The organism is Aestuariivita sp. (assembly GCF_021404545.1).
GTDB lineage: Bacteria > Pseudomonadota > Alphaproteobacteria > Rhodobacterales > Rhodobacteraceae > Aestuariivita.
In genome coordinates, this window is record NZ_JAAWWD010000012.1 from 12,648 (window position 1) to 38,738 (window position 26,091).

Sequence of the window (26,091 nt, forward strand, 5' to 3'; positions counted from 1 at the left end):
GAAATCCCTGCGGCCACCGATGTTTTTTTCTTGATTGACTGTTGACGCCCTCCGCGCGCGCTCATAATGTCCGCGTCAGCGTAAAGGAGCTACGGTATGACCCGGCTAATCGTCATTGTAAGGAACACGCGCATGGGCCGGTAACGGTTGACCATACTCAGACCCATGCGCCTCCGACTGACCATCGGGGGCTTTTTTATGCGCTACAGCGGATCTCAATCGGAGACATGAGATGAACAAGGACATGACCGGAGCGAAAATGGTGGTTCAAGCCCTCAGGGATCAGGGCGTGGACACGGTATTCGGGTATCCCGGTGGCGCCGTTCTACCGATTTATGACGAGATCTTTCAGCAAAATGACATTCGCCACATCCTGGTGCGCCACGAGCAAGGTGCGGTGCATGCCGCCGAAGGTTATGCGCGATCCACCGGAAAACCCGGCGTTGTTCTGGTGACATCCGGCCCCGGTGCGACAAATGCTGTGACCGGCCTGACCGACGCGTTGATGGATTCCATCCCGATCATCGTGCTGACTGGCCAAGTGCCCACCTTCATGATCGGCTCGGACGCGTTTCAGGAGGCCGATACGGTCGGCATTACACGGCCCTGCACCAAGCATAACTGGCTGGTCAAGGAAACCGATGCCCTGCCCCGGGTCATCCACGAGGCGTTTCATGTGGCAACCGCAGGTCGCCCGGGCCCGGTTCTGGTCGACATCCCCAAGGACGTTCAGTTTGCCAATGGCACCTATCAAGGCCCCAAACCGTCGGCGTCCCATTACCAACCGCCCGTCAAAGGCGATATGGAAGAGATCACCGAACTGGTCGCGGCCATCGAAAAAGCCAAGCGCCCGATCTTTTATACAGGCGGTGGCGTGATCAATTCCGGCCCCGCCGCCAGCCAGCTGCTGCGCGAGCTGGTTGACGCGACAGGCTTTCCGATCACCTCAACCCTTATGGGGCTGGGCGCCTATCCGGCATCGGGCAAAAACTGGGTGGGAATGCTGGGGATGCACGGTCTTTACGAGGCCAACATGGCGATGCACGATTGCGATCTCATGATCAATATCGGCGCGCGCTTCGATGATCGGATCACCGGCCGTATCGACGCATTCAGTCCCACATCGAAAAAGGCCCATATCGATATCGATCCGTCGTCGATCAACAAGGTGATCCGCGTCGACATCCCGATTATCGGCGATGTGGCGCATGTGCTGGAGGACGTGCTCAAGGTCTGGAAGTCACGCGGTCGAAAGACCAATGGCGACGGCCTGGCGAAATGGTGGTCTCAGATCAACGACTGGCGCAAGGTGGACTGCCTGGCCTTTACGCAATCGGGCAATACGATCAAACCGCAATACGCGCTGGCCCGGCTGGAAGCGCTGACCAAGGACCGCAAGGATCGCTATATCTGCACCGAAGTGGGTCAACATCAGATGTGGGCCGCGCAGTATCTGGGTTTTGAAGATCCCAACCTGTGGATGACCTCCGGTGGCCTGGGCACAATGGGCTATGGGTTTCCCGCCTCAATCGGCGTGCAGATGGCGCATCCCGATGCACTGGTTATCAATGTCGCGGGCGAGGCGAGCTGGCTGATGAATATGCAGGAAATGGGCACCGCGGTGCAATACCGCCTGCCCGTCAAGCAGTTCATCCTGAACAACGAACGCCTTGGCATGGTGCGCCAGTGGCAGGAGCTCTTGCACGGGGAACGGTACTCGCATTCCTGGTCCGACGCGCTGCCCGATTTCGTGAAACTGGCCGAGGCGTTCGGCGCCAAGGGCATTCTTTGCAAGGATCCTGACGATCTGGACGACGCAATCATGGAAATGCTGAACCATGACGGCCCGGTCATTTTCGATTGTCTGGTTGAGAAACACGAAAACTGTTTCCCGATGATCCCGTCGGGTAAGGCTCATAATGAAATGCTGCTGGGCGAGGCCGAAACCCAAGGCGTGATCGACGCCAAGGGCTCGGTTCTAGTTTAAGAAAGGTCGGCAAATGTCTGCACTAAAGATCAAAAAAGGCGCGACCAGCCATTCGGCCTATAACCTGCGCCCCACCTTTTCGGATGTGGAGGAGCGGCACACGCTGGCCGTGCTGGTCGAAAACGAGCCGGGCGTATTGGCGCGGGTGATCGGGCTGTTCTCCGGGCGCGGCTATAATATCGAAAGCCTGACGGTCGCGGAGGTTGATCACACCGGCCACTTATCGCGCATTACCATCGTAACCACCGGGACCCCCCAGGTGATCAACCAGATAACGGCGCAGCTGGGCCGCATCGTGTCTGTGCATCAGGTGCATGACCTGACTGTCGAAGGGCGCAGCGTGGAGCGCGAGCTGGCCATGTTCAAGGTCGTCGGCGGCGGCGAGAAGCGAGTGGAGGCCCTGCGGCTTGCAGATATCTTTCGCGCCAATGTTGTCGATTCCACCCTGGAGAGTTTCATATTCGAGATTACCGGCGCGCCAGAGAAAATTGACGCATTTGCCGATTTGATGCGACCGCTGGGACTACAAGAAATGGCGCGCACCGGCGTTGCCGCCCTTTTGAGGGGCGAATAGAACGTTAAGCTTGTTCTGACATTTCGGCCAGACCGCGGCATGCTGCAACCGGCTGCCTGCTGCGGAACGGAATGATCTGGGCCGAACCTTGCGGCGCCTGCTCCGGGGTACTCTCTGCGCGTTCCAAAGACGCCGAAAGGCTTAGATACAGGCCTTCTGTCACAACCTGTGGATTGTGTGCGTATCGCAAATGCCGATCCGTCTGGATATCGAACTGCACGAGATCGCCAGTGTCGAACCCCAAGTCATCAAATGAGGCCACGTCGTTCTCTGCATAAAACGCGAGATCACCGTGGTCCTCACACCAGATGACAGCCTTTCTTTCCTGCGGATTGCTCCAAAGGACTACACCAAACATACTATCCGACCCAACTTTCCGTATTTTTAATTATTGAACCAAAACTGTGTCACAGGCAGTTGGAAATGCTGCGTCTGAAACTTGCATTTTGTGTCGGTTTGGGTAGTGTGTAGCCGCACAACAGCGTCACACCTGATGCTATACAGCACCAAATTCTTAGTTTTCTTAAATCGTGCCCTGTTTTCACCAAAATTTTAGGCTTCAAATAGCCCAATACCGTCGAAAAGATGTTGCGAAATGACTAAAACGACCAGAACGCCGGCTGAACTCCGCAACATGTTTGGCGCAAATCTGCGCATCATGGCGCGATCCTACCCCTCAATCTCTGAACTTTCGCGTCAGCTTGGGATCAATCGGACGCAGTTTAACCGCTATCTTGCGGGCGAAAGCTTCCCCCGTCCGGATGTGTTGAACCGCATCTGTACCTTTTTCGGGGTGGATGCGCGTATCCTCCTGGATCCGGTTGACGCGCTTTCGTCCACGACTGACCCATTGACGGGCGGCTTCCTGAACGAATTTGTGGGCAAGGGTGTCTCTGAGGTCACCGAAGACTTCTTTCCAAGCGGGTTTTATCGGTTCAGCCGTCGATCCTTTGTCGACGCCGAAAGATTTGCCATGGGCTTTGTCTATGTCTTTCGACGCGACGGGACCTGTTACGTGCGCGGCTATGAACCGCGAGAGGCCATGCGGGTCCAAGGCTTTCCCTTGGGTGCGCGGGCGCGGGAGTACCGCGGGATCGTACTGCGCGAAGAAGAGGGAATCGCCTCGCTGATGTCGCGACGCGGCACGATGACCTGTTCGTTCAATTTCCTGACGCGCGTTGCGTCTTTCGACAATAACTACTGGGTCGGTTACGTCACCCGGACGGTGCCAGAGAATGTCAGCACCAACCGCGTCGTGCGGATGGTCTATGAGTATGTCGATCTCCCTTTCCGGGAGGTGATGAGCATGGCACGCGAAACGGGGTTTATCACCCAGGACAAGCTGCCTCCGTTCCACGCGCGCCTCCTCGAGCCGTCCCGCACATTCCGGTGAATCTGGCCGCGCCCAATGTTGTGTCGGTTGCGGTAAAGTCGCGTCGCCCTTGGGCGCGATTGGCCCATTAATCCCACCCAGACTGTCGGCATCTGCAAGAAAGGACCGTGCCGATGACCGCCTCTCTGACCGATCTCGCCCAGGTGCGCCGCCCAATCGACAGCGCCCGTGGCCTCTCAAACGCGCATTACGTCGATCCCGCTGTCTATGACGAAGAAAAACACGCCGTTCTGGGCGCCAATTGGGCGGGTCTCGCGACCGCCTCGGACGTGCCGGAGCCGGGCGATGCGGTCCCGGTCAGCTTTCTTGGACAGCCGCTGCTGCTGATCCGCGACAAATCGGGGCAGGTTCGGGTCTTTTTGAACACCTGCCGTCATCGGGGCATGATCCTAGTGTCCGAGCCCGGCAAGATCGACGGCGCCATTCGGTGCCCCTATCACAGCTGGTGCTACGGCACGGATGGTCGCCTGGTCAGCACGCCCCATGTGGGCGGACCCGGGCACAACACGCATGAAGGGATCGACCGCGCCACGCTTGGTCTGATCGAGGTGCGCAGCCATATCTGGCGCGATGTTGTGTTCATCAACCTCTCTGGGCAGGCCGATCCATTCGAGGTGGCGATGGCAGATGTCATGGACCGCTGGGCTGAGTTCGACAAACCCCTCTTTCATGGCGGACCCGAAAGCGCATTTCAGCTTGAGGTGAACTGCAACTGGAAGCTGGCCGTCGAGAATTACTGCGAAAGCTATCACCTGCCCTGGGTCCATCCGGGCCTGAACAGTTATTCCCGCCTGGAGGATCATTATCACATCGAAGCGCGGGGCCGGTACTCCGGTCAAGGGACCTTGGTCTATCGTCAGTTCAAAGGTGAGGATGGCACGGTATTCCCCGATTTTGCCGACCTTTCGGATCAGTGGGACAAGGGGGCCGAGTACATCGCCGTCTATCCCAATGTGCTGATGGGCGTGCATCGCGATCATGCCTATGCGATCATTCTGGTCCCCGACGGACCGGGCAGAACGGTCGAACATGTGCATCTCTATTATGCCACCCCGCAGACCGATGCCGAGATGCGCAGCACCAACGCCGCGCTGTGGAAAGGGGTCTTTGTCGAGGATGTCTTCGTCGTCGAAGGCATGCAACGCGGCCGGTACGCCGAAGGGTTCGACGGAGGCCGGTTCTCACCTGCGATGGATGGGCCAACACATTTGTTCCATGACTGGATCGCTGAGCGAATAGAGGCTTACCGCGCCACCGAACAGGCCGCTGAATGACCGATCTGGATTCGCGGCTTCTGGCGGCGCATGCCGCGGGGGACCATGTTGCCCTCGTCGAGCTCTATCGCGAGGCCGCAGATCGCGCGGCCTCGGTGGATGCGGCCTGTTTTTATCTGACACAGGCCTATGTGTTCGCTTTGGAACGCGGCCATATGGCGGCCCCCGCCCTGCGCGCGCGACTGGTCGCCCAGGGTCGGGAACCTGCCTAAACCTCGGCGCTGATCAGCCGATAGAAATGCCAGGTTGCGTGCCCCAGCAGGGGCAGCACGACCAAAAGACCCAAGAACCAAGGCACCAACGCAATAAACGTGGTCACAGCAATGAAAAAGGCCCAACCCAGCATCGCGGTCGGGTTGGCCAGCACATATTGAAAGCTGGTGATCATGGCGGTTACGAAATCCACCTCACGGTCCAAAAGCAGCGGCAGCGCCACAACCGTGATCATGTAAAGCAGCAGTGCAAAAAGCGCGCCGACCAGAGTACCCACTGCCAGCATCGCGATCCCGTTGGGGGTTAGAAACACGTCCATCGAGGTAGAGACGTTGGTCATCGTCGAAAGCCCCAGAAACAGCGCAAAGATCATATGCCCCAGGAAGAACCAGAACATGAACACCACCACGATGATCGCGCAGATGGATGGCAACTGACGGCGGCTCTGGCGCAGGACCACACCGAAAACTCCAGGAATGTCCAGCGTCTGGCCCGCCTCCAACCGGCGCGACACCTCATAGAGGCCGACCGCCGCAAAGGGTCCGATCAGCGGAAAACCGATCGCCGCGAGGACCAGCCAATAGGTCGTTTCCGTCTCGGCCGTGATCCAGGCCATGATCCACCCGGCCATCACATAAAAACCGCCAAAGATCAGACCGAAAAGCGGCGCGCGGCGCATATCCTGCCAACCGCGCCTGAGCGCTTCGCGCATCACCCCGGCATCGGCCGATCTCAGTTCGGGCACACCAAATTCAGGCACCTGCTCGGTCATGGGTTTTTTCCTCCTCCAATTGCGGGGGCCGTGTATCGGGCCATTGGGTCGCCGCGTGATAGGCCGCCCCAATCCCCAACAGACGCGCATCAGCCCCACGCGGACCCACCAGCTGGAGGCCCATCGGCAAACCCTGCGCGCCAAATCCCGCGGGCGCCGCCAGCGCAGGCAGGCCCGGCAGGCTGGCAGGCACCATCACCTGCATCCACCGATGATAGGTGTCCATGGATTGCCCCGCAATCTGGCGCGGATAGGCGATCTCATTGGCAAAGGGCCAGACCTGCGCCGTGGGCAGCACAAATGCGTCATAGCGTTCAAAAAAGGTCAAAGACGCCTTAAGCCAGGCGGAGCGTACCACGCTTGCGTTATGCACCTCGAACGCGCTCAGCGCGCGCCCCCGTTCAAGCTCCCAGATCGCGGTATCCTTGAGCGTCCCGCCCTGACCCGCGAGCGCTTCCAGCTCGACCGCGACCTGCCAGGATCGCAGCGTTGACCAGCTCTGGAACAGCGCCTCGGCATCAAAGGGCGCGCTGGGCGTCTCGACGTCCGCTCCCAGATCGGCCAGCGCCCTCAGTGCCGCCTCACAGGTTTCCAGCACCCCCTCCTCCATCGGAAAGGCGCCGCCCCAATCGCCCAGCCAGGCAATGCGCACACCGCGCAGCGACGGCGCATGCAACGGCACGAGCGGCGGAATGGGCCAGCCATGCGGCCTGCGCGGATCGGGACCCGAGATCACATCGAGCAAAAGCGCGATGTCCTCGGGACTGCGCGCCATCGGACCAGGCGTCGACAGCTGGTGCAGATAGACTTCGCTGCGGGGTTGCGGCGGCACCACACCCCAGGTCGGCCGGAACCCATAGACATTGTTCCATCCCGCCGGATTGCGCAGGCTGCCCATCATGTCCGATCCATCGGCCAAAGCTGTCATCCCGGTGGCAAGGGCCACGGCGGCCCCGCCCGATGACCCGCCACATGACAGCGACGGATCATACGGATTGCGGGTCACGCCATAAACAGGGTTAAAGGTATGGCTGCCCAGACCAAACTCTGGCGTATTGGTCTTGCCGATCAGGATGGCGCCTGCGGCCCTGAGCCGCGCGGCCAGCAGATCGTCCTGATCCGGCACGAAACTGGCCAACAGAGGTGAGCCTTGGGTAGACCGAATACCCGCCACATTCACCAGATCCTTGACCGCGATGGGCAGCCCATGCAGCGGGCCCTTGTCCCGGGCCGCATCGGCGGTCGCGGCTTCTGCCATCAGATCCTCGGCATCGCGCAGCGCCACGATGGCATTTACCTTTGGGTTTACGGCCGCGATCCGATCCAGCGTCGCCTCCATCAACGCGGAGGCGGTCAACCGACCCTCCCGCAGGTTCTGCACAAGGGTCGAGGCAGAGAGGGGGATCTGGTCGGTCATCTGGGTCTTCCTTCAAAGTTGGATGCAACCTTGGCCCAGAAAACCGGCATTGAAAAGATGCGCTCTGGTCGGGACACGCCCGTGGGGTGCCCGAGAAATGCAGCGCGGTCAGTCGCCCTGCGCCTCGGCCCGGCTCTTGCCCGACACATCCAGCGCCAGTGTCGCCGCCATGAATGCGTCGAGATCGCCATCCAGAACCCCCTTGGTGTCGGAGGTTTCAAAGTTGGTGCGCAGATCCTTGACCATCTGATAGGGCTGCAAAACGTAAGACCGGATCTGATTGCCCCAACCGGCATCGCCCTTGGCCTCGTGAGCGGCATTGATCTCCGCGTTGCGGCGGTCCAGCTCCAGTTGATAGAGGCGGGATTTCAGCGCTTTCATCGCGATATCGCGGTTCTGGTGCTGGGATTTTTCCGAGCTGGTGACGACGATCCCAGTGGGCGCGTGGGTGATCCGAACGGCGGAATCGGTGGTGTTGACATGTTGCCCGCCCGCGCCCGAGGACCGGTAGGTATCGACGCGAATGTCGGACGGGTTCACCTCGATCTCGATATTGTCGTCGACCACCGGATAAACCCAAACCGATGAAAACGACGTATGCCGCTTGGCCGCACTGTCATAGGGCGAGATGCGGACCAGCCGGTGCACACCGCTTTCGGATTTGAGCCATCCATAGGCGTTATGCCCCGAGATTTTGTAGGTCGCCGATTTGATGCCGGCCTCATCGCCCGCGCTTTCGGACTGAAGCTCGACCTTATAGCCCTTCTTTTCGGCCCAGCGGACATACATCCGCGCCAGCATCGCGGCCCAATCGCAGCTTTCTGTGCCGCCCGCGCCGGCATTGATTTCCAGAAAGGTGTCGTTGGCGTCCGCCTCACCGTTCAAAAGCGCTTCCAGCTCCTTCTGCGCGGCCCTACGCGCCAGGATCTTCAGGCTTTCCTCCGCCTCGGCAACGACCTCGATGTCCTCTTCCATCTCTCCCAGTTCGATCAGGTCGACGATATCGGTCAGGTCCTGTTTGATGCCCTCATAGGTTTCCATCGCGTCGACCAGTGCCTGCCGGTCCCGCATCAGTTTTTGCGCAGCCTCCGGATCGTCCCACAGATTGGGATCCTCGACGCGCGCGTTGAACTCCTCCAGCCGGTGCTGCGCGGTCGCCTGGTCCATCCGTTGGGCCAGCAGATCCAGCGATTTCTCAATCTCGGCCACGGTATTCTGGGCATCTGCGCGCATCGGGTCGGTCTCCTGAACTCAACGTATCGCTGATATCGCACAGGGGTGCGCCCCACAAGCCTCCCTCAGGGGGTTTGACGGCGCGACCGGGGTTGGCGGGCGGGCGCCTTTGGCGCAGCCAAACAGACCCGCCGCGCCGACCGCAATGCACGCCCGGTTTGCGCTCTATCCTGACCAGACATTAAGGCGCCCTAATACAACCCACCCGAGCTAAGTGTCCCGAACGAGGCGCGCGGTCCCACCACCGCCGTTCCACCCGATGAGGTGGTCACCTGCCGCCCGCCTGTGGCCGCCTCCTCAAACAGCGGCAGATCCGAACCCATGGCAAATCCGCCGTCAAACATCACACCGAAAAGCGGCTCTTCCCCGTCGCGGAAATACTCGGCCACCACACTGGCCCCGCTCGCCTCATCCGAAAGGCGCGCGCCGGTGAACCGGTCGATCTTGATAAACCGCCCGCCCGGGGGCACGTCAAAGGCGCCACCGCCGTATTTCTCCACTGCCTCTTGCATGAAGGTGTTAAAGACCGGCCCGCACATCCCCCCGCCCGAGGCGCTCCGTCCCAGGGGACGGGGCTGATCATAGCCGATGTAACAGCCCGCCGCGATGTTCGAAGTAAAGCCGACAAACCAGACATCGCGCGCATCATTGGTTGTGCCGGTCTTGCCCGCCGCGGGCACCGGCAGGTTCACCGTGCGGCTGGCGGTGCCGCGATCCACAACGCCTTTCATCATCGACGTAAGCTGATAGGCCGTGATTGCATTCATGATCCGTTCGCGGTTCGACCGGATCTGCGGCAGCATGCCGGGGTCCAGGCTGGCCGACTGGCAGTCGATACACTCGCGCTGATCATGGCGATAGATCGTGCGACCATAGCGATCCTGGATCCGGTCCACCAATGTCGGCTGCACCCGCTCGCCGCCATTGGCAAACATGGAATAGGCGGCAACCATTTGATACAATGTCGTTTCCTCTGATCCCAGAGAATTGGCGAGGAACAGCCCCATATCGTCATAGACGCCAAACCGTTCCGAGTAATCCGCAACGACGCCCATACCCACTTCCTGTGCGAGACGAATGGTCATCAGGTTCCGCGACCGCTCGATCCCGGTCCTCAGCGGGGTCGGGCCGTAAAACTGGTTCGTTGAGTTCCGGGGCCGCCACAGACCTTGCGGCGTGTCGATCTCAATGGGCGCATCCACTACGATAGTCGCTGGTGAATAACCGCTGTCGAGGGCTGCGGCATAGACAAAGGGCTTGAACGACGATCCCGGCTGCCGCAAGGCCTGTGTGGCCCGGTTAAAGACCGACTCCTGATAGGAAAACCCGCCCTGCATCGCCAGCACCCGTCCCGAGTTGACATCCATCGCCATAAAGGCGCCCTGCACTTCGGGAACCTGACGCAGGGTCCAGCGGATAAAGCTGCCATCCTCGTCAGAGGTCATCGCGCGCACCAGCACCACGTCGCCCACATCCAGCAGATCGCCCGCGACCCGTGCCTGACGCCCCAATGCGCCGCCATCCTGGCGCGGACGGGCCCACTGCACGTCGCGCGCGGTGATCCAATGGCCGTCCTCGTCCTCGGGCACTGTCTCAATACCCACCCGTGCGTCATTGGTGCCCACCTCCAGCACCACCGCAGGGAACCAGGGGCCCTCCAGCACGATATCGCGCGGCATCTCGACATCCACCAATGCTGCGCGCCAACGCTCCTCGCTGGTCAACTGATCGGCAGGAATGGTCAGCCCGGTGCCCTCCCAGATGCCGCGATTGCGGTCGTATTTCTCCAGTGCGGCGCGCAGCGCGGTCGCGGCCACCGCCTGCATTTCGGCGTCAATGGTGGCGCGCACAGTAAATCCGCCGGTGAAAAACTCCCCCTCGCCGAAATCCTGGCTCAGCTGGCGGCGGATCTCGTCGGTGAAGTAATCGCGATCGGGAAGGGCTGTGCGAAAGCTTTCGAAATCGCCGTTTTGCACCGATCGGAGGGGCGCTGCAATCTCGGTCTCATAGGTCGCGCGATCAAGATATCCGTTCTCGTACATCTCTTCGAGAACGAAGTTGCGCCGCGCCAAGAGCCGGTCCTTGCGCCGGACGGGATGGTAGTCTGACGGCGCTTTGGGCAGAGAGGCCAGGAACGCCGCTTCATGCGGGGCCAGCGTGTCCAGCGTCTTGTTGAAGTAAGTCTGGGCCGCCGCCGTCACGCCATAGGAGTTCTGGCCGAGAAAAATCTCATTGAGGTACAGTTCGAGAATGGATTCCTTGTCGAGCGTTTCTTCCAGACGGGCGGCCAGGATGATCTCCTTGATCTTGCGCTCGACCTGGCGGTCGCCGGAAAGCAGAAAGTTCTTCATCACCTGCTGAGTGATCGTCGACGCACCGCGCAAGGTCTCGCCGCGAGACCGCACAGCCTCCACCCCGGCGGCGGCAATGCCGCGCATGTCATAGCCCTTGTGGGTATAGAAATTCTTGTCTTCGGCGCTGATGAAGGCCTGTTTGACCAGATCGGGGATGTCTTCGGCCGGGGTAAAGAGGCGCCGTTCCTGTGCGAACTCGTCGATCAGACGCCCTTCGCCTGAGTAGATACGGCTGATCGTGGGGGGCTTGTACTGCGCCAGTGACGCATGGCTGGGCAGATCGCGACCATAGATCCAGAAGATCGCGCCGATGGACAGCGCAACCATGGCCACGCCCAGCGTGATCATCGAAAAGATCGCGCCGAAAAACGAAAAGACAAACCTCAACACCTGGGGCCCCCTCTGGTCAGGTTCATCCAATATAAAGTGCGTGGATGAACGCGTCAAAACACGAAACGCAGCGGAACGGCCGGTTTCCGCCAGCAACACCAGAATTTGACACAAATTCTGAGTCAGAAACTGACACAGTTTCTCAGGCCCGGCGCGCAACCGTCGCCCAAAGTGAGATTTTGCGTCAAAATCTAACCAGAACCTGTGTCAGGTTCTACGTGACTAGTGCCGCACCAAGGGGCGCATCTCGGCGTCCTTGCGCAGCCAGAGTTGCAGCCCGTCACGAATGCCCTCTGCCATTCCGGCCCGCCAATCCGCATCTTGCAGATTCTGCAAATCACGCGGGGAGGACAAGAATCCGATCTCAATAAGAACCGACGGAATATCGGCGGCCTTGAGCACCGAAAACGCCGCCCGGCGCAGCGGTCTGCGGTTCATCGGCCCGCCCCGATTGCCCATGCCAGAGACCAGCGCCTCTGCCAGACCTTCGGTGCGCGGCGCGGTTTCCTGGCGCGCCAGAGACAGCAAGACGGCGGTGACCTGATCATCGGCCCGGGACAGGTCCACGCCAGACAGCAGCTCGTCGCGGTCATGCCGTTCGGCCAATTTGGCCGAGGCCACATCCGATGCCTCATCCGACAGCACATAGACCGTCGCCCCATGTGCGCCGCCATCGGCCAGGGAATCCGCGTGCAATGACAAGAACACATCCACCTGCGCCTCATGCGCCATTGCGATGCGCCGCTCCAGCGACACAAAATAATCCCCCGTCCGCGTGAGTTGCACCTCGAACCCGCCCGCGCGCAGCAACGCCTCCTCCAGCTCGCGGGCAAAGGTCAACATCAGTGTTTTTTCATTGATCCGCCCCCGCTCGGCGCCGGGATCAATCCCGCCATGGCCCGGATCCAGCATCACCCGCACCAGATCGTCAGAGCGCGCGCGCGGCGTATCGAGCACTGCGGCAGGGGGCAGATCCCAGCGTGGATCGTACGGGGCACCCGCAGCCGCAGCATAGGCATCGACCGGCATCTGCTCCAGCGACAGGCGCAGCACGGCGCCGCCGGTTTCCGGATCGGTCTGCAACTCGACACGATCGACGCCATAAGGTCCCGCCAGTTCCGCAACCAACCGGGACCAGCCCGGACGGAACGTGCCCGCGCGCAGCCTGGTCACCGCCTCGGCCCGATCGAACGCGTCCAGATCCAGCCCTTGCCAATCCACTTCGCGGAAATCGACCACCAATCGGCGCGGCGCATCCAGCGTGAAGACACGGTAGGGCACCCCTTGTGTCAGCGACAAGACCATGTCCACGCCGTGCCGGGTGTCCGTCATCCGGCTGGCCTCCGCCTGCACTCGCGCCAAGCCCGAAAACTCCTGCCCGGCGGATGCGGTGACCCAGAGGCCCCACAAACACATGACAAGTCCCGCGATCCTGCTCATCCGCGTCTCTGCCTTCTGCTCTCAACGGGCTCTGATCGGCCCTTCCTGAACAGCAGGTTACACCAGCCCGGTGCGTTTGGAAACGCTCAACGCGTGGCCATGAACGCTCTGAGCCGCGCCAGCCCCTCTTCGATATCGGGCGTGGCGCGCGCATAGGAAAAGCGCAACGTCTGATGTCCGCGCACCGGATCGAAATCGAGGCCCGGTGTCACCGCAACACCGGCCTTGTCGAGGATCTGAGCGGCAAAGGCGCGGCTGTCATCTGTCAGGCCCGACACATCCGCATAGACATAGAACGCACCGTCCGGCGGCGCGATCCGGTCAAACCCGGCTTTCGGCAATCCAGCCATCATCAAATCGCGATTGGTGCGGTAAACCGCAAGATTGGCCTGCAGCTCCGCCTCGCAGTCCATGGCCGCCAACGCCGCCACCTGCGCCACATGCGGGGCACAGATGAACATGTTCTGTGCGATACGCTCGACCACCCGCACATGATCGTCCGGCACGACCATCCAGCCCACACGCCACCCGGTCATCGAAAAATACTTGGAAAACGAGTTGATCACATAGGCCTCGTCCGTCACCTCCAGCGCGGTGACCGCCTTGGCTTCATATTCGATGCCATGATAGATCTCATCGCTGATAAACGAGGCGCCCTGCCCCTGAGCGGCCTCGATCAGCGCACTCATCGCGGTGCGATCCAGCATTGTGCCTGTCGGATTGGCCGGGCTCGCCACCATCAGCCCCGCCAGATCGAGCGTGGCGAAATCCGCCGGAACAGGCTGATAGCGGTTTTGCGGATCTGTCTGCAAATCGACAGGCGTCAGATCCAGCGCGCTGAGGATCTGGCGATAGGAGGGGTAGCCCGGGGCGCCGATGCCGACCCTGTCGCCGGTATCGAAAAGCGCCGTGAACGCCAGGATAAACCCGCCAGACGAGCCGGGTGTGATCACCACACGTTCGGGGTTCAGATCGACATTGTACCATTCGCCGTACATCCGCGCGATCCGCGCGCGTAGCGCAGGCAGTCCCAGCGCCACGGTATACCCCATCGGGTCGCCCTGCATCGCCCGCGTCACCGCCTCCACCGCGCCTGGCGGTGCGCCGGTACCGGGTTGGCCCACCTCCATATGGATGATGTGGCGGCCGCTGTCTTCGGCGCGGCGCGCGGCATCCATCACATCCATCACGATGAAGGGATCGACCTTTGACCGGGTTGAAACTCGCATGGCTTTTCCTCAGACTTCCTCCATGGTCTTTCATCCTGTCTGTCGCCTCGCGTCAATCCCGGCCCTGTGCCTGATCGTGTTGCTGGCCTCTGCGCTGGCGGCACAGGCGCGCGGGCTCTTGCGCGACGCCGATATCGAACACGCATTGAGCGAACTGGCGACGCCGGTGCTGCGCGCGGCTGGCCTCAGCCCGGCGCGGGTGCGAGTGCTGGTCGTCAATGACAGCTCTCTCAATGCGTTCGTGATCAACAACCAGGCGATTTTCATCCATTACGGTCTGATCCAAAAAGCCGAAACGCCTGAGATGCTGCAGGCCGTGATCGCCCATGAAGCGGCCCATATCGCCAATGGCCACATTGCCCGGCGGATGGGCAACATGCGCGGCGCGCAAACGCTGGCAGGGCTGGGTATCGCCCTGGCCGCCGCCGCAGCGGCCAGCGGCAACAGTCAGGCCGCGGGGGGGCTGGCTGCGGGGATCTCAAGTTCAGCCTTGCGCGGCTTTCTCAAACATACCCGGGCCGAGGAAGCCGCCGCCGATCAGGCGGCCGCCCAGTTCCTGCGCGCTGCCGGTATCAGTCCGACAGGCCTGTTGGAGGTGCACCGGCTCTTTCGTGGTCAAGAGGCGCTGAGCGAAAGCCGACAGGATCCCTATATGCGTTCGCACCCCCTGACCCGCGATCGGATCCGCGCCGCCGAAGCCTATGTCGCGGCCTATGGAGATGAGGCTGAACCCAATCCACAGGCCGACTATTGGTTCGCGCGGATGCGTGGCAAGCTCTCGGCCTTTACCCGGTCGCCCAAATGGACAATGCGCCGGGTGGGCGAAGAACGCTACAAGGACGTGCGCCTGATGCGGGAAGCGGTCGCCTTTCACCGCCAGTCCGACACAACAAGGGCGCTGCGCGCGATTGACGCGGCAATTGCCGCGCGTGGCGGGCAGGATGCGTTCTATCTTGATCTCAAAGGGCAGATCCTGTTGGAAAGCCGCCGGTTCGACGCGGCGCTGGACGCCTATATGCGGGCTGCGCGGCTTGCGCCACGCGATCCGCAGGTCCTGGGCGGTCTGGGACGCGCGCAACTGGCCGGTGGCCGCCCACAGGCCGCCGTCGAGACGCTGGAGGCTGCGCGCGCGCGCGACCGGGCGGATGCGAGAATCCTGCGGGACCTGGGACAGGCCTATGCGCGGGTGGGTCAGACGGGCATGGCCTCGGTGGTGACGGCTGAGCGGTACGCGGTGCAAGGCCGACTTGACGACGCCGCAATCCATGCAAATCGCGCGATGGGCCTGTTGCCTCGCGGAAGTGTGGGTTGGCGTCGGGCGCAAGATGTGCTTGTTGCATCCCAGAACGCTGCAAACCGGAGATGATGATGTACCGTTGGATTTTGCCCGCGCTGGCCGCGCTGACATTCGCGACCGCGCCCGCTGCGGCTTTTGACATCTCTGCCATGTCCGATGAGGACCGCGAGACGTTCCGGGCCGAAATCCGCGCCTACTTGCTCGAAAATCCAGAGGTGATCTTTGAGGCGGTCCAAATCCTGGAAGAACGCCAGGCCCAGGCCCAGGCATCTGCGGAAATGGATATTATCGCGGCCAATGCGGAGGCGATTTTCGACGACGGGTTTTCCTGGATCGGCGGAAATCCGGATGGCGACATCACGCTTGTGGAGTTCATGGACTATCGCTGTGGGTTTTGCCGACGTGCAGCCCCCGAGGTTGAAAAGCTCGTGGAGGGTGACGGCAATATTCGGCTAGTGATCAAGGAATTCCCGATCCTCGGGGAGGCGTCGATGTCGATGTCGCGCTTTGCCATCGCCACGCATCAGGTTGCGGGCGACGCGGCCTACAAACAGGTCCACGATGTGCTCTTGTCGATGAATGGCGATGTCAGCGCGCCGCGCCTGCGCCGCGTTGCGACCGACCTCAATCTGGACGCGGATGCCATCCTGGCCCGGATGGACGCTCCCGAGGTGACCGAGGTGATCACCCGAAACAGGGCGCTGGCACAGGTGCTCAACATCTCCGGCACGCCCAGTTTCATTGTCGTTGACGAGGTCCTGCGCGGGTTCTTGCCCGCCGATGAGATGGGACGGATCGTCGAGGAAAAACGCGATCAGGGGTGACCAGAAACTGACACAGTTTCTGGGCAGAATTTGACACAAATTCTGGAGCGCACGGCACAAGCCTGGAACAGAAACTGTGTCAGTTTCTCCGCAAAATCTGCGTTAGATTTTGCTATTCTGCGGCCTCCTTGGCGTGCTCCGCATCTAGCTCGGCGGCCTTTTTCTCCACCTGTTCCACAATGTGATCGACCATCTGGTCGTTCGACATCTTGTGGCTTTGCTTGCCTGCCAGATAGACCATCCCCGCCCCGGCCCCACCGCCGGTAAAGCCCACATCGGTCATCAGCGCCTCACCGGGGCCATTTACCACGCAGCCGATAATCGACAGGCTCATCGGCGTCTTGATATGCTCCAGCCGCTCCTCCAGCCGCTCCACCGTCTTTATCACGTCAAAGCCCTGCCGCGCGCAGGACGGACATGAAATGATATTGACACCCCGATGCCGCAGGCCAAGGGATTTCAGGATCTCGAAACCAACCTTGATCTCTTCGACAGGGTCGGCGGACAGGCTGACGCGGATCGTATCGCCGATCCCCATCCACAGGAGGTTACCCAGACCAATCGCCGATTTAATGGTGCCCGAGACAAGCCCCCCTGCCTCCGTGATCCCGAGATGGATCGGCGCGTCCGTCGCCTCTGCAATGCCTTGATAGGCGGCCGCGGACAGAAACACGTCGGACGCCTTCACGCTGATCTTGAACTCGTGAAAGTCATTGTCCTGCAGGATCTTGATATGATCAAGACCGGATTCGACCATCGCCTCCGGACAGGGTTCTCCGTATTTCTCCAGAAGGTGCTTTTCCAGGCTTCCGGCGTTCACACCGATGCGGATCGAGCAATTGTGGTCACGCGCGGCCTTGATCACCTCTTTGACGCGGCTCTCATCGCCGATATTGCCCGGATTGATCCGCAGGCAGGCTGCCCCGGCCTGGGCACTTTCGATCCCGCGCTTATAGTGGAAGTGGATGTCGGCCACGATGGGAACCGGGGATTCCGCCACGATCTCTTTCAGGGCCTTGGACGATGCCTCGTCGGGTACCGACACACGCACGATATCGGCCCCTGCATCCGCCGCCGCCTGAACCTGAGCAACCGTTGCCTTGACGTCCGTGGTCAGCGTGTTGGTCATCGTCTGAACCGCAATCGGCGCATCGCCGCCGATCGGAACGGTGCCAACCATGATCTGCCGCGACTTTCTGCGGTAGATATTGCGCCAGGGGCGAACATGGTTCAGCGACATCGGTTCCCTCGTCTTTCCAGTCAGGTTCATCCGCAAAGATAAGACGGAACAGACCGTCCGGCAATGCGACGCAAGATCAATCCCGAACCCTAAAGCATGCCGACCATAATCTGAACCGCCTGTCGCTGCCTGAAATCTAACGATTTCAATGCGAAAGGCGGTGTTAGATGCCTCAGATCAAAGTCGAAACGCTATCGGAGGAAGGGTCAGTCTGCCGCAACATCCGATATCGCGGCCTCGGCCACCATGCGGGCCAGATCATCATCCCGGTCCAGATCCGCCAGCGCCATGGTCTGGGACACCTGATCGACCGAGAGCGCGAGGTTCGCGGTAACCGTTCCGCGTGGCCCCACTGGTCCATAAAGCGCCCCGTTCAGGTCGAAATAGATGGCGCCGGATTCCCCCACGCGTAGCGTCGGAGGCTCTTCGGTGGCGGGCACGTCATAGCTTTGGCCGCCCTCCATGATGCCTTCGAAAACCACCGTTCCATCGGCCGATGTCACGCGAACCCAGGCCGGGCGCACGGCGACCATGCGCAGCTGGGGCGCACCGTCCTCGACCACACGCGGCACTGCGCCCTGACTTCCGGGCGCCGGAGCGGCCTGCGCCTGTTGCGGCGTTTGCGGAAGGTCCGGGGCGCGGAACGTGCCCACGGTCCGCGGATCCAGCGTTGAGATCGGCGCGTCACGTGCCACCAGCACCGGCACATCCAGCGCCTGCGGGCGGTAAAGCCGGTCCAGCGCCTCGACACTGGGTGCAGAGAATCCGTCCGACCCGGTGCCCGTCGCCGATAGGCCATTCGCGTTCAACGGATCGAGATCCGACAGCACCACCGGCGCCTGATCAACCGGTGCGACCTGCACCTGCTGCACCTCGCGCAGCACCGTCCATCCGCCATAGCCCAGCCCGCCGATCAACGTGACCAGGACCAGCATGGAGCCAATCGCGCGCGGTTCGATCTGCGACAGGATGGTGTCCCCGGGCACACCTGCAAAGGGCGATGCGGAGGACCCGAACGGGTCGGGTCGGCCCGCCCCCATGTTGCCGCGCGCGGCTGCGTCCGATTTCTTGACCACAGAGGCCTCGGAGGACATGCCATGCGCAACGGTAAAACCGCTCTCCTGACAAAAGGTGTCATAGGCCTCGTCAGGGTTCATGTTCAGATAGCGGGCATAAGACCGCACATAGCCCGCGATGAAGCCGGGCGTGTCAAAGGCGGAAGGATCGCAATTCTCAATAGCGGCGATGTAGGACGCTTTGATCCGCAACTCGCGCTGCACATCCAAAAGCGATTTGCCCATTGTCGCCCGCTCGCCGCGCATCACGTCCCCGAGGCGCAACTGGAAATCGTCAAAGCCCTTCGGCTTTGCGATCTCTTCGCTATCCGCGCGCGATGGTTTGCGCCTGATCATGCCTGCCGCCCCATTTCATTTCGCCGCGACATCCCCATCCCCGAATGATTCGTCGCAGAAAAAGTTTTGCGAACATTAACACAGACAGGGACGAATGCACATCGTCGTAGCGTCAGGCGGACAGCTCGGCGCGATTTAGCGCACAATGGCTCCACAGCGCGTCCATAGCCCGCACCAGGGCGTCCATCTCATCGGGGCCATGAACCGGAGACGGCGTAAACCGCAGGCGTTCTGTCCCGCGTGGAACGGTGGGATAATTGATCGGCTGCACATAGATACCGAAATCCTGCAACAGCATGTCGGACAGCTGTTTGGTATGGACCGGATCACCCACGATGACGGGCACGATATGGCTGCCGTGATCAATGATCGGCAAGCCAAGGCCCTTGAGACGCATCTTCAGAATGCGAGCCTGATCCTGATGCTGCTGGCGCAACTCAGGCGCGCGTTTGAGATGCGCGACCGATGCGGCGGCCCCTGCGGCAATCGTCGGCGGCAGCGATGTGGTAAAGATGAAGCCCGGCGCATAAGACCTTATGGCATCGCACATTTTCTCGCTTGCTGCGATATAGCCACCCATCACGCCAAAGGCTTTGGCCAAAGTGCCATTGATGATGTCCAGCCGGTGCATCAGCCGGTCGCGCTCGGCCACCCCGGCCCCGCGCGGCCCATACATGCCCACCGCATGGACCTCGTCGATATAGGTCAGCGCGCCAAACTCGTCAGCCAGATCGCAGATCGCCTCGATCGGGCCGAAATCGCCATCCATGGAATAGATCGATTCGAACGCGATCAGCTTGGGCGCGGCCGGATCATCCGCTTCAAGAAGCGCGCGCAGATGGTCGAGATCGTTGTGCCGGAAGATCCGCTTGGCCCCGCCGTTGCGACGCACCCCTTCAATCATCGAGGCATGGTTCAGAGCGTCCGAATAGATGATCAGACCCGGAAACAATTTGGGCAGCGTGCTCAAAGTTGCATCATTCGCGATATAGGCGGAGGTGAAAAGAAGCGCAGCGTCCTTGCCATGCAGATCGGCCAGCTCGGCCTCCAGCCGCTTGTGATAGACGGTGGTGCCAGAGATATTCCGGGTCCCGCCAGAGCCTGCGCCTGTGGCGTCAATCGCCTCGTGCATGGCCTCCAGAACGACCGGGTTCTGACCCATGCCAAGATAGTCATTGCCACACCACACGGTGATCGGCTGTTCGGTCCCGTCAGGCCGGGTCCAGACCGCATGGGGAAATTGCCCCTTGCGGCGTTCGATGTCGATGAACGTGCGATAACGCCCTTCTTCGTGCAGACGGGCGATCGCTTGATCCAGCTTAGCGGTATAGTCCACCGGCTCCTCCAGGTATTTTTATCTTGCCTTCCGATAGCAGGGGGGTGGGCAACATGTCGTGGGCAGTTCTCTTTTTCGCTTTGCTCCGAATATAGACCCCAATCCCTGTGTTCAACTTAATACCTGTGGGCGCGGTGTCGCAGCCTTGATCTGGATCAAGGGCTTCTCGGTAACACGACGGCCGGAGCATGCGAGACCGGGAACCGACCGCCCGGGCAACGGGGCTGGACACCGCGCGGCGCGGCGTTAGGCTCGGTCCCTGACCTCACTTAAACGGAGATGCCACACATGTCGCTTGATGCCGTTCTCGCCCGGATTGATGCCGATCTGCCTGCCGCCACCGACCGGTTGCTGGAGCTGTTGCGCATCCCGTCAATTTCTACCGACCCCGCGTTCAAGGCCGACTGCGACCGGGCCGCCGATTGGCTGGTGGCCGATCTGACGTCGTTGGGGGTCGAGACCTCCAAGCGCGCCACGCCGGGCCATCCGATGGTGATGGGGCATGTGGCGGGCGAAGGGCCACACCTTTTGTTTTATGGCCATTACGATGTCCAGCCGGTGGATCCGCTTGAGCTGTGGGACCGCGATCCGTTCGATCCGCAGGTCGAAGAGACGCCCAAGGGCAAGGTGATCCGGGGGCGCGGAGCCGCGGATGACAAGGGTCAGCTGATGACCTTTATCGAAGCGTGCCGCGCATGGAAGGCGGTGCAGGGCACCCTGCCCTGTCGGCTCACCTTCTTTCTGGAGGGGGAAGAGGAATCGGGATCACCCTCGCTCGTGCCTTTCATGAACGACCATAAAGAGGCGCTGAGTGCCGATCTGGCCTTGATTTGCGACACCGGGCTTTTTGACAGCCGGGTACCCGCGATCACCACCATGCTGCGTGGGCTTCTGGGCGAAGAGATCACCATCACCGGGCCCGACAAGGATCTGCATTCGGGGATGTATGGCGGGGCGGCAATGAACCCGATCCGGGTTCTGGCGCGCATTCTCGCATCGCTCCACGATGAGACGGGGCGCATCACGGTCCCGGGGTTTTACGACCGGGTGCCCGAGATCTCTGACGAGCTGCGCGCGCAGTGGGAGGGGCTGTCTTTCGATCACAAGGCGTTCTTGGGGGATGTGGGCCTGAGCGAGCTGGCCGGAGAAGAGGGGCGCAGCGCGCTGGAAATGCTCTGGGCGCGCCCCACTTGCGAAGTCAACGGCATCTCGGGCGGCTATGCGGGCGACGGGTTCAAGACGGTGCTGCCCTCGAAGGCCAGCGCCAAGATCAGTTTCCGGCTGGTGGGCAGCCAAGACCCGCTGGCCATCCGGGAGAGTTTTCGCGCGCTGGTGCGTGGAATGGTCCCGCCCGATTGCTCGGTCGCATTCGAGGGGCATGGCGCCTCGCCAGCCGGGAGTTTCGACACGACCGGCCCGGCCTTCGAGGCCGCGCGCGCCGCACTCAGCGAGGAATGGCCTGACCCTGCGGCCTATATCGGCTGTGGCGGGTCAATCCCCATTGCCGGGCATTTCCAGCAAATCACCAACACCACGCCGATGCTGATCGGTTTTGGCAAGGATGACGACCAGATCCATTCGCCCAACGAGAAATACGACATGGAGAGCTTTCACAAAGGGATCCGGTCCTGGGCGCGGATCCTCGATGCATTGACGTGATCCGAATGTGCGCCCTGCGGGCGCGTTACTTTGGCTGATCCGTGAGGGGGCGCTGCCCCCTCACACTCCCCCGTCGGTATTTTGAGCGAGAAGAAGGATCAGGATCGTTTGATCCGTTCCTCACGCCAGAAGATGTAGATGCCAGATGCGATGATGAACGCGGCCCCCACAAAAACCGACGCGCGCGGCCATTCGTCGAACACAAGCCAGCCCCAGAACAGCGCGAAGATCAACATGACGTATTCAAAGGGCGCAACCACGGAGGCTTTGGCCTGGCGATATGCCTGGGACATCGAATAGCCGATCAGCGCTGAAAGTACACCGAGGCCGATCAGCAAGGGCAGATCCTGATCTTCGGGCCAGGTCCAGGCCCGCAGGAGGAAGTAAAGGCTTTCGGGTGTGGTGTCATCGACAAAACGGCCATCACCCGCAACCAGATAAAAGCCGGCCGCCACGATCAGGAAAGCCACCTGAAGATAAAACGCCAGCGCCGAAGCCGCACTTGCCTGTCCGAGCTTGCGGGTCAGCACCGACATGCCTGCATAGCCCGCCGCCGCCAGGACTGGCAAGACCACCGCCCAGCCAACGCCGCCCGTTAACTGGGCGCCCATCATCAAGAGCACCCCGCCAAAGCCCGCAAGCACCGCCAGCAGCCTGCGCGGGCCAACCTGTTCTTTCAGGACAGGCATCGACAATAAGGTCACAAAAAGCGGTGCCACGAAATAAAGCGCCGTTGCCGTGGCCAGCGGCATAATCACGATGGCCGCGTAAAAGCAGCTATTGGCAAAAACCACCAAGAGCGCGCGCAACGCATGCAGCCCTGGTTTGTCGGTGCGCAGGAGGACAAATCCGCCTTCCAGTTTCAAAAAGACCAGCGTCAAGCAAAGGCCCAGCCCGGTGCGCCACATGATGATCTGGTGCAGCGGATAATCCCCAGCCAGGCCCTTGATCAGCATATCGTTGAGCGAGATCAGGAACATGCCCGCCATCATGAACGCGATGCCCAGACCGGGTGCGTTGCGTTCGGTCTGCATGGACGGGCCTTTCCTGTGATGCGCGGGCGCGGTATGTCGCCCCGAGATAGACCTTCGAAGGCCGACAAAGGCAAGGGAAACCATCATGAACACTTTGGACGGGTTCACCGATCACGTCGCGCATTTGGATGCGGGCGACATCGCCTATTCCCGCGCGGGCAGCGGGCCGCCGGTCCTGCTCTTGCATGGCTTTCCCCAGACACGGGCGATGTGGCACGCGGTAGCGCCGCACCTGAAGCCCGAATTCACCGTGATCGCGCCAGATCTGCGCGGCTACGGCCAGAGCCACAAGCCCAAGGGGGTGGAGGCGATGAGTTTTCGCAGCATGGCCGCCGATCAGGTCGCGCTGATGGCCAGCCTTGGGTTCGACCGGTTTCACGTGGTGGGCCATGACAGGGGCGCGCGGACCGCACATCGACTGGCCTTGGATGCGCCCGATGCGGTGCTGTCGCTCACGCTGATGGATATCGTTCCCACCCATCTGTTGCTGGATGCGCTGACCCAACGGGTAGCCAGGGATTACTATCACTGGTTTTTCCTGGCACAGCCCGCCCCCTTTCCCGAAACCCTGATCGGCGCCGATCCGGATCTCTATTTCGAGCGATGTCTCTTGGGATGGGGAAAGGCGACGCTGGACGATTTTGATCCGCGCGCGCTGGACGCCTATCGACATGCCTGGCGCGATCCGGTGACAGTTCACACCATGTGCAACGATTATCGCGCGGCAATCGAGGTGGACTTTCACCATGATACGGCGGATCTGGAGCGGCGGGTCACCTGCCCTGCGCTGATCCTTTATGGCAGCGCCGGACCGATGGCCGCGACCTATGATGTGGCGGCAACCTGGGCGGATCGGCTGACGCGCTATCGAGCGGCCGCCATACCGGGCGGGCATTTCTTTCCGGATCATGCACCGCGCGAGACGGCAAATGCTCTTTGCGATTTCCTATTGGGCACGGACGCCTGACCCCGCGCCTGTTGCTTCTTCTGGCCCTAAATATTCCCGGGGGAGCGCGCAGCGCGGGGGCAGAGCCCCCATTCCGCGCCCGGCCCCTGCGCCCAGATCGTTTCGGCTCTATGGTTTTGGCGACCATCCTCGCCGGTGAACGCGACACGCAACTCTCGGTTTTTCAACGCCCCGTCCAAGCGCCCTAAAAGACCCCGTCAAAGCGTTCCGGCAGCAGGTACTGAATGTCGTAGTCCGGCCGGTCGAATTGCCAAAACCCCGTATCTCCACGCGGACGCCAGGTGCGGTGCATGTTCTGGCGGATTGGGTCAAGATCGAAACCGTCCTGCATCTCCAATCCGGCAAAGGTGTCAAAAACGGCGCGGTCCTCGCCGCGCTCCTCGGCGAACCAATGGCGCCCGATTGCGGCCTCGCGGATGCCCACACCGGTGGCGGCGCTCACCGCATTGCGATGATCCATAGCGCGGGAATAGGCTGCGGCATCGCAGAATTTCAGGTGAAAGAGATAGAGCGGATCAGGCGTGATCAGCTTGTCAAATTCTGTGAAATGACCGCCCCGCGCGATCTTGGTGCCTGCCGAGATCACACAAGGTTTGGAGTAATGAGGGGCCGGGCGCACGTGGCGCCTGGGACCCAGAACCGTGCCCATGATGGGACGATCCTCCAGATCGATGCGGTGGATGACCTCAAGCCCCACCGGTGTGAGCACCCGGCGCGGCGGGGCCCGCATCAAAAACGCGCGCAGATCCTGGCCGCTGGCAGGGTCCATCACGACCAGCTCGTCCACATCGCCCACAACCACATAGTCGTAATACGAACGCAGCCCCATCACCAGATTGTTGAGCAGACGCCACCGTTTCATGTCGAAATTCTTGTGATGAATACCGGGGATGCCGATCAGGTTGCAGCCTTCGGCCTGCGCCGCGACATCCTCCCCCCGGCCATGATTGACGATGTAGCAGTTTTCGCGCCCGAACATCTCGCCATAGTACCGCAGCCAGATATCGAGAAAGAACGCATCGTCGCGCACCATCGTAACAACGGCGATTTCGGGCATCGGCTCGGGCCTTTTCTGGTACACGCGGGAATGGGTTTGCGCGCGCTGTCTTTTTTACTCTTTCCGTTTTACCCAAAAGCGGGCCGGTGTAGAATCCCCAAAAACCATCAGGGTCGGGCAGTATGACAGATCTTTCCGCCGTCGCCGCATATATGCAGAAGACAGGCTTTCATTTTCATCGCGCCAGGCCGGAGGACCCCACCATGTTCCAGGTGCTGGGCGAGAGGGGCAGCGGCACAAACCTTGTGCGCAAGGCAATCCAGCGCAACGTAGATATTTTCCGAACCGAAGCGCTGGGATGGAAGCACGGCTTTCCGATGATGCTTGCGATCCCGCGTGAGATGGTGGTGGTCTGCGTCTTTCGCAATGCGGTGGATTGGGCGATCTCGATGTATAAACGGCCCTGGCATGCGCATCCCGACATGCAAAACCTGGGTTTTTCTGCGTTTCTGCGCACCGAATGGCGCAGTGTCGTGGATCGGACAAGCGACTTCGAGATGATCCATCCCGAATTGCGCGTTGACGGGATGGATCTGCAATTCGACCGCCACCCCGTGACGGGCGCGCGGTTTGAGAACCTCTTTGCGCTGCGCCAGGCCAAGATGGCAGCGGTTCTGGGGATGCTGAACCGCGACTGTCACGTGGCACTGGTCAAGATGGAAACCGTCCAGGAGGCCGGTGAAAGCTTTATCGGAGCGTTCCGCAATGCATATGGGCTGAACCAGCGCTGGCCGCAGGTAAAGATGCCGCAGCGCCGGATGGGCAACCTGTTCAGTGCGTCGGTGAAAGGCCGCGAGCCGGCGCCGGATCATCTGTCGGATGCGGATCGCCAATTCATGCGGTCACAGCTCGATCTGGAGGCCGAGGCGGCATTGGGTTATCGCTATTGATCCACACCCGGGCCGCGTGCGCCATCGAAGCCGTGATCCAAAGGCGCGCCTGCGGCGCACGCATTTTATCGCCGGATTGGCACGGCGGGATCCCCAGAT

22 protein-coding genes are annotated in these 26,091 nt (G+C 61.2%); 10 read left to right on the forward strand and 12 right to left on the reverse strand.

What is annotated here, in order from left to right; all coding sequences use genetic code 11:
- Positions 1-232: 232 nt before the first annotated feature.
- A complete protein-coding gene (locus HEP69_RS06825) occupies positions 233-1,987 on the forward strand; it encodes an acetolactate synthase 3 large subunit (protein WP_290557808.1) in 1,755 nt (584 codons plus the stop codon).
- A gap of 13 nt (positions 1,988-2,000) precedes the next feature.
- Positions 2,001-2,561, forward strand: a complete 561-nt coding sequence (gene ilvN / locus HEP69_RS06830; RefSeq protein WP_290557809.1) for an acetolactate synthase small subunit — start codon at positions 2,001-2,003, stop codon at positions 2,559-2,561.
- Positions 2,562-2,565: 4 nt separating this feature from the next.
- Here ilvN and HEP69_RS06835 read toward each other — a convergent pair whose 3' ends face one another.
- Positions 2,566-2,919 carry a hypothetical protein gene (locus tag HEP69_RS06835; RefSeq protein WP_290557810.1) on the reverse strand — a complete coding sequence of 118 codons (354 nt, stop codon included), beginning with the start codon at positions 2,917-2,919 and terminating at the stop codon, positions 2,566-2,568.
- Positions 2,920-3,156: 237 nt separating this feature from the next.
- Between HEP69_RS06835 and HEP69_RS06840 the strand changes: the two genes are divergently transcribed.
- The 3 genes from HEP69_RS06840 (at position 3,157) to HEP69_RS06850 (ending at position 5,440) form a co-directional block, all read left to right on the forward strand.
- Positions 3,157-3,954: a helix-turn-helix transcriptional regulator gene (locus HEP69_RS06840; protein WP_290557811.1), complete on the forward strand. Its 798-nt coding sequence runs from the start codon at positions 3,157-3,159 to the stop codon at positions 3,952-3,954.
- Between the two features lie 113 nt (positions 3,955-4,067).
- Positions 4,068-5,228, forward strand: a complete 1,161-nt coding sequence (locus HEP69_RS06845; protein WP_290557812.1) for an aromatic ring-hydroxylating dioxygenase subunit alpha — start codon at positions 4,068-4,070, stop codon at positions 5,226-5,228.
- Positions 5,225-5,440 carry a hypothetical protein gene (locus HEP69_RS06850; RefSeq protein ID WP_290557813.1) on the forward strand — a complete coding sequence of 72 codons (216 nt, stop codon included), beginning with the start codon at positions 5,225-5,227 and terminating at the stop codon, positions 5,438-5,440. Before HEP69_RS06845 ends, HEP69_RS06850 begins: the two co-directional genes overlap by 4 nt.
- Here HEP69_RS06850 and HEP69_RS06855 read toward each other — a convergent pair.
- The 6 genes from HEP69_RS06855 to HEP69_RS06880 all read right to left on the reverse strand — a co-directional run bounded on the left by HEP69_RS06855 (position 5,437) and on the right by HEP69_RS06880 (position 14,276).
- Positions 5,437-6,213, reverse strand: coding sequence for a DUF2189 domain-containing protein (locus tag HEP69_RS06855; protein WP_290557814.1), 777 nt, complete (start codon positions 6,211-6,213; stop codon positions 5,437-5,439). The two genes, HEP69_RS06850 and HEP69_RS06855, sit on opposite strands and share 4 nt — an antisense overlap.
- On the reverse strand, positions 6,194-7,630 hold the full coding sequence (locus tag HEP69_RS06860) for an amidase (RefSeq protein ID WP_290557815.1): 1,437 nt from the start codon (positions 7,628-7,630) through the stop codon (positions 6,194-6,196). The genes HEP69_RS06855 and HEP69_RS06860 overlap by 20 nt, the downstream gene beginning before the upstream one ends.
- A 108-nt stretch (positions 7,631-7,738) precedes the next feature.
- Positions 7,739-8,863 (reverse strand): peptide chain release factor 2, encoded by a 1,125-nt coding sequence (gene prfB / locus HEP69_RS06865; RefSeq protein WP_290557816.1) that lies wholly within the window; start codon positions 8,861-8,863, stop codon positions 7,739-7,741.
- 191 nt (positions 8,864-9,054) lie between these two features.
- On the reverse strand, positions 9,055-11,607 hold the full coding sequence (locus HEP69_RS06870) for a PBP1A family penicillin-binding protein (RefSeq protein WP_290557817.1): 2,553 nt from the start codon (positions 11,605-11,607) through the stop codon (positions 9,055-9,057).
- Positions 11,608-11,829: 222 nt separating this feature from the next.
- Positions 11,830-13,047, reverse strand: coding sequence for an N-acetylmuramoyl-L-alanine amidase (locus HEP69_RS06875; protein WP_290557818.1), 1,218 nt, complete (start codon positions 13,045-13,047; stop codon positions 11,830-11,832).
- Between the two features lie 86 nt (positions 13,048-13,133).
- On the reverse strand, positions 13,134-14,276 hold the full coding sequence (locus HEP69_RS06880) for an aminotransferase class I/II-fold pyridoxal phosphate-dependent enzyme (protein WP_290557819.1): 1,143 nt from the start codon (positions 14,274-14,276) through the stop codon (positions 13,134-13,136).
- Positions 14,277-14,298: 22 nt separating this feature from the next.
- On the opposite strand from HEP69_RS06880, the gene HEP69_RS06885 reads away from it, so the two are divergent.
- Entirely contained in the window at positions 14,299-15,642 is a 1,344-nt protein-coding gene (locus tag HEP69_RS06885; protein ID WP_290557820.1) for a M48 family metalloprotease, read from the forward strand.
- A complete protein-coding gene (locus HEP69_RS06890) occupies positions 15,639-16,397 on the forward strand; it encodes a DsbA family protein (RefSeq protein ID WP_290557821.1) in 759 nt (252 codons plus the stop codon). The genes HEP69_RS06885 and HEP69_RS06890 overlap by 4 nt, the downstream gene beginning before the upstream one ends.
- A 112-nt stretch (positions 16,398-16,509) precedes the next feature.
- On the opposite strand, the gene ispG is transcribed toward HEP69_RS06890, so the two are convergent.
- The 3 genes from ispG to hemA all read right to left on the reverse strand — a co-directional run bounded on the left by ispG (position 16,510) and on the right by hemA (position 20,385).
- Positions 16,510-17,637 carry a flavodoxin-dependent (E)-4-hydroxy-3-methylbut-2-enyl-diphosphate synthase gene (gene ispG, locus HEP69_RS06895; RefSeq protein ID WP_290557822.1) on the reverse strand — a complete coding sequence of 376 codons (1,128 nt, stop codon included), beginning with the start codon at positions 17,635-17,637 and terminating at the stop codon, positions 16,510-16,512.
- A 206-nt stretch (positions 17,638-17,843) separates the two neighbouring features.
- Positions 17,844-19,049, reverse strand: coding sequence for a helix-turn-helix domain-containing protein (locus HEP69_RS06900; protein WP_290557823.1), 1,206 nt, complete (start codon positions 19,047-19,049; stop codon positions 17,844-17,846).
- 112 nt (positions 19,050-19,161) lie between these two features.
- Positions 19,162-20,385: a 5-aminolevulinate synthase gene (gene hemA, locus HEP69_RS06905; RefSeq protein ID WP_290557824.1), complete on the reverse strand. Its 1,224-nt coding sequence runs from the start codon at positions 20,383-20,385 to the stop codon at positions 19,162-19,164.
- A gap of 288 nt (positions 20,386-20,673) precedes the next feature.
- On the opposite strand from hemA, the gene HEP69_RS06910 reads away from it, so the two are divergent.
- On the forward strand, positions 20,674-22,044 hold the full coding sequence (locus HEP69_RS06910) for a M20/M25/M40 family metallo-hydrolase (RefSeq protein WP_290557825.1): 1,371 nt from the start codon (positions 20,674-20,676) through the stop codon (positions 22,042-22,044).
- 98 nt (positions 22,045-22,142) lie between these two features.
- Here HEP69_RS06910 and HEP69_RS06915 read toward each other — a convergent pair whose 3' ends face one another.
- Positions 22,143-23,078, reverse strand: coding sequence for a DMT family transporter (locus tag HEP69_RS06915; RefSeq protein ID WP_290557826.1), 936 nt, complete (start codon positions 23,076-23,078; stop codon positions 22,143-22,145).
- An 85-nt stretch (positions 23,079-23,163) separates the two neighbouring features.
- Here HEP69_RS06915 and HEP69_RS06920 point away from each other — a divergent pair, with 85 nt between their 5' ends.
- Positions 23,164-24,045 carry an alpha/beta hydrolase gene (locus HEP69_RS06920; RefSeq protein ID WP_290557827.1) on the forward strand — a complete coding sequence of 294 codons (882 nt, stop codon included), beginning with the start codon at positions 23,164-23,166 and terminating at the stop codon, positions 24,043-24,045.
- A 184-nt stretch (positions 24,046-24,229) separates the two neighbouring features.
- Here HEP69_RS06920 and HEP69_RS06925 read toward each other — a convergent pair whose 3' ends face one another.
- The gene (locus tag HEP69_RS06925) at positions 24,230-25,102 is read right to left on the reverse strand and encodes a glycosyltransferase family 2 protein (RefSeq protein ID WP_290557828.1); all 873 of its coding nucleotides are present in this window, start codon (positions 25,100-25,102) and stop codon (positions 24,230-24,232) included.
- Between the two features lie 122 nt (positions 25,103-25,224).
- Here HEP69_RS06925 and HEP69_RS06930 point away from each other — a divergent pair, with 122 nt between their 5' ends.
- Positions 25,225-25,992: a hypothetical protein gene (locus tag HEP69_RS06930; RefSeq protein WP_290557829.1), complete on the forward strand. Its 768-nt coding sequence runs from the start codon at positions 25,225-25,227 to the stop codon at positions 25,990-25,992.
- The last annotated feature ends 99 nt before the right edge of the window (positions 25,993-26,091 follow it).

Coding starts and splice junctions, on each gene's coding strand:
- HEP69_RS06825 (WP_290557808.1), top strand. CDS start 233: ATGAACAAGGACATGACCGGAGCGAAAATGGTGGTTCAAGCCCTCAGG.
- ilvN (WP_290557809.1), top strand. CDS start 2,001: ATGTCTGCACTAAAGATCAAAAAAGGCGCGACCAGCCATTCGGCCTAT.
- HEP69_RS06835 (WP_290557810.1), bottom strand. CDS start 2,919: ATGTTTGGTGTAGTCCTTTGGAGCAATCCGCAGGAAAGAAAGGCTGTC.
- HEP69_RS06840 (WP_290557811.1), top strand. CDS start 3,157: ATGACTAAAACGACCAGAACGCCGGCTGAACTCCGCAACATGTTTGGC.
- HEP69_RS06845 (WP_290557812.1), top strand. CDS start 4,068: ATGACCGCCTCTCTGACCGATCTCGCCCAGGTGCGCCGCCCAATCGAC.
- HEP69_RS06850 (WP_290557813.1), top strand. CDS start 5,225: ATGACCGATCTGGATTCGCGGCTTCTGGCGGCGCATGCCGCGGGGGAC.
- HEP69_RS06855 (WP_290557814.1), bottom strand. CDS start 6,213: ATGACCGAGCAGGTGCCTGAATTTGGTGTGCCCGAACTGAGATCGGCC.
- HEP69_RS06860 (WP_290557815.1), bottom strand. CDS start 7,630: ATGACCGACCAGATCCCCCTCTCTGCCTCGACCCTTGTGCAGAACCTG.
- prfB (WP_290557816.1), bottom strand. CDS start 8,863: ATGCGCGCAGATGCCCAGAATACCGTGGCCGAGATTGAGAAATCGCTG.
- HEP69_RS06875 (WP_290557818.1), bottom strand. CDS start 13,047: ATGAGCAGGATCGCGGGACTTGTCATGTGTTTGTGGGGCCTCTGGGTC.
- HEP69_RS06880 (WP_290557819.1), bottom strand. CDS start 14,276: ATGCGAGTTTCAACCCGGTCAAAGGTCGATCCCTTCATCGTGATGGAT.
- HEP69_RS06885 (WP_290557820.1), top strand. CDS start 14,299: ATGGTCTTTCATCCTGTCTGTCGCCTCGCGTCAATCCCGGCCCTGTGC.
- HEP69_RS06890 (WP_290557821.1), top strand. CDS start 15,639: ATGATGATGTACCGTTGGATTTTGCCCGCGCTGGCCGCGCTGACATTC.
- ispG (WP_290557822.1), bottom strand. CDS start 17,637: ATGTCGCTGAACCATGTTCGCCCCTGGCGCAATATCTACCGCAGAAAG.
- HEP69_RS06900 (WP_290557823.1), bottom strand. CDS start 19,049: ATGATCAGGCGCAAACCATCGCGCGCGGATAGCGAAGAGATCGCAAAG.
- HEP69_RS06910 (WP_290557825.1), top strand. CDS start 20,674: ATGTCGCTTGATGCCGTTCTCGCCCGGATTGATGCCGATCTGCCTGCC.
- HEP69_RS06915 (WP_290557826.1), bottom strand. CDS start 23,078: ATGCAGACCGAACGCAACGCACCCGGTCTGGGCATCGCGTTCATGATG.
- HEP69_RS06920 (WP_290557827.1), top strand. CDS start 23,164: ATGAACACTTTGGACGGGTTCACCGATCACGTCGCGCATTTGGATGCG.
- HEP69_RS06925 (WP_290557828.1), bottom strand. CDS start 25,102: ATGCCCGAAATCGCCGTTGTTACGATGGTGCGCGACGATGCGTTCTTT.
- HEP69_RS06930 (WP_290557829.1), top strand. CDS start 25,225: ATGACAGATCTTTCCGCCGTCGCCGCATATATGCAGAAGACAGGCTTT.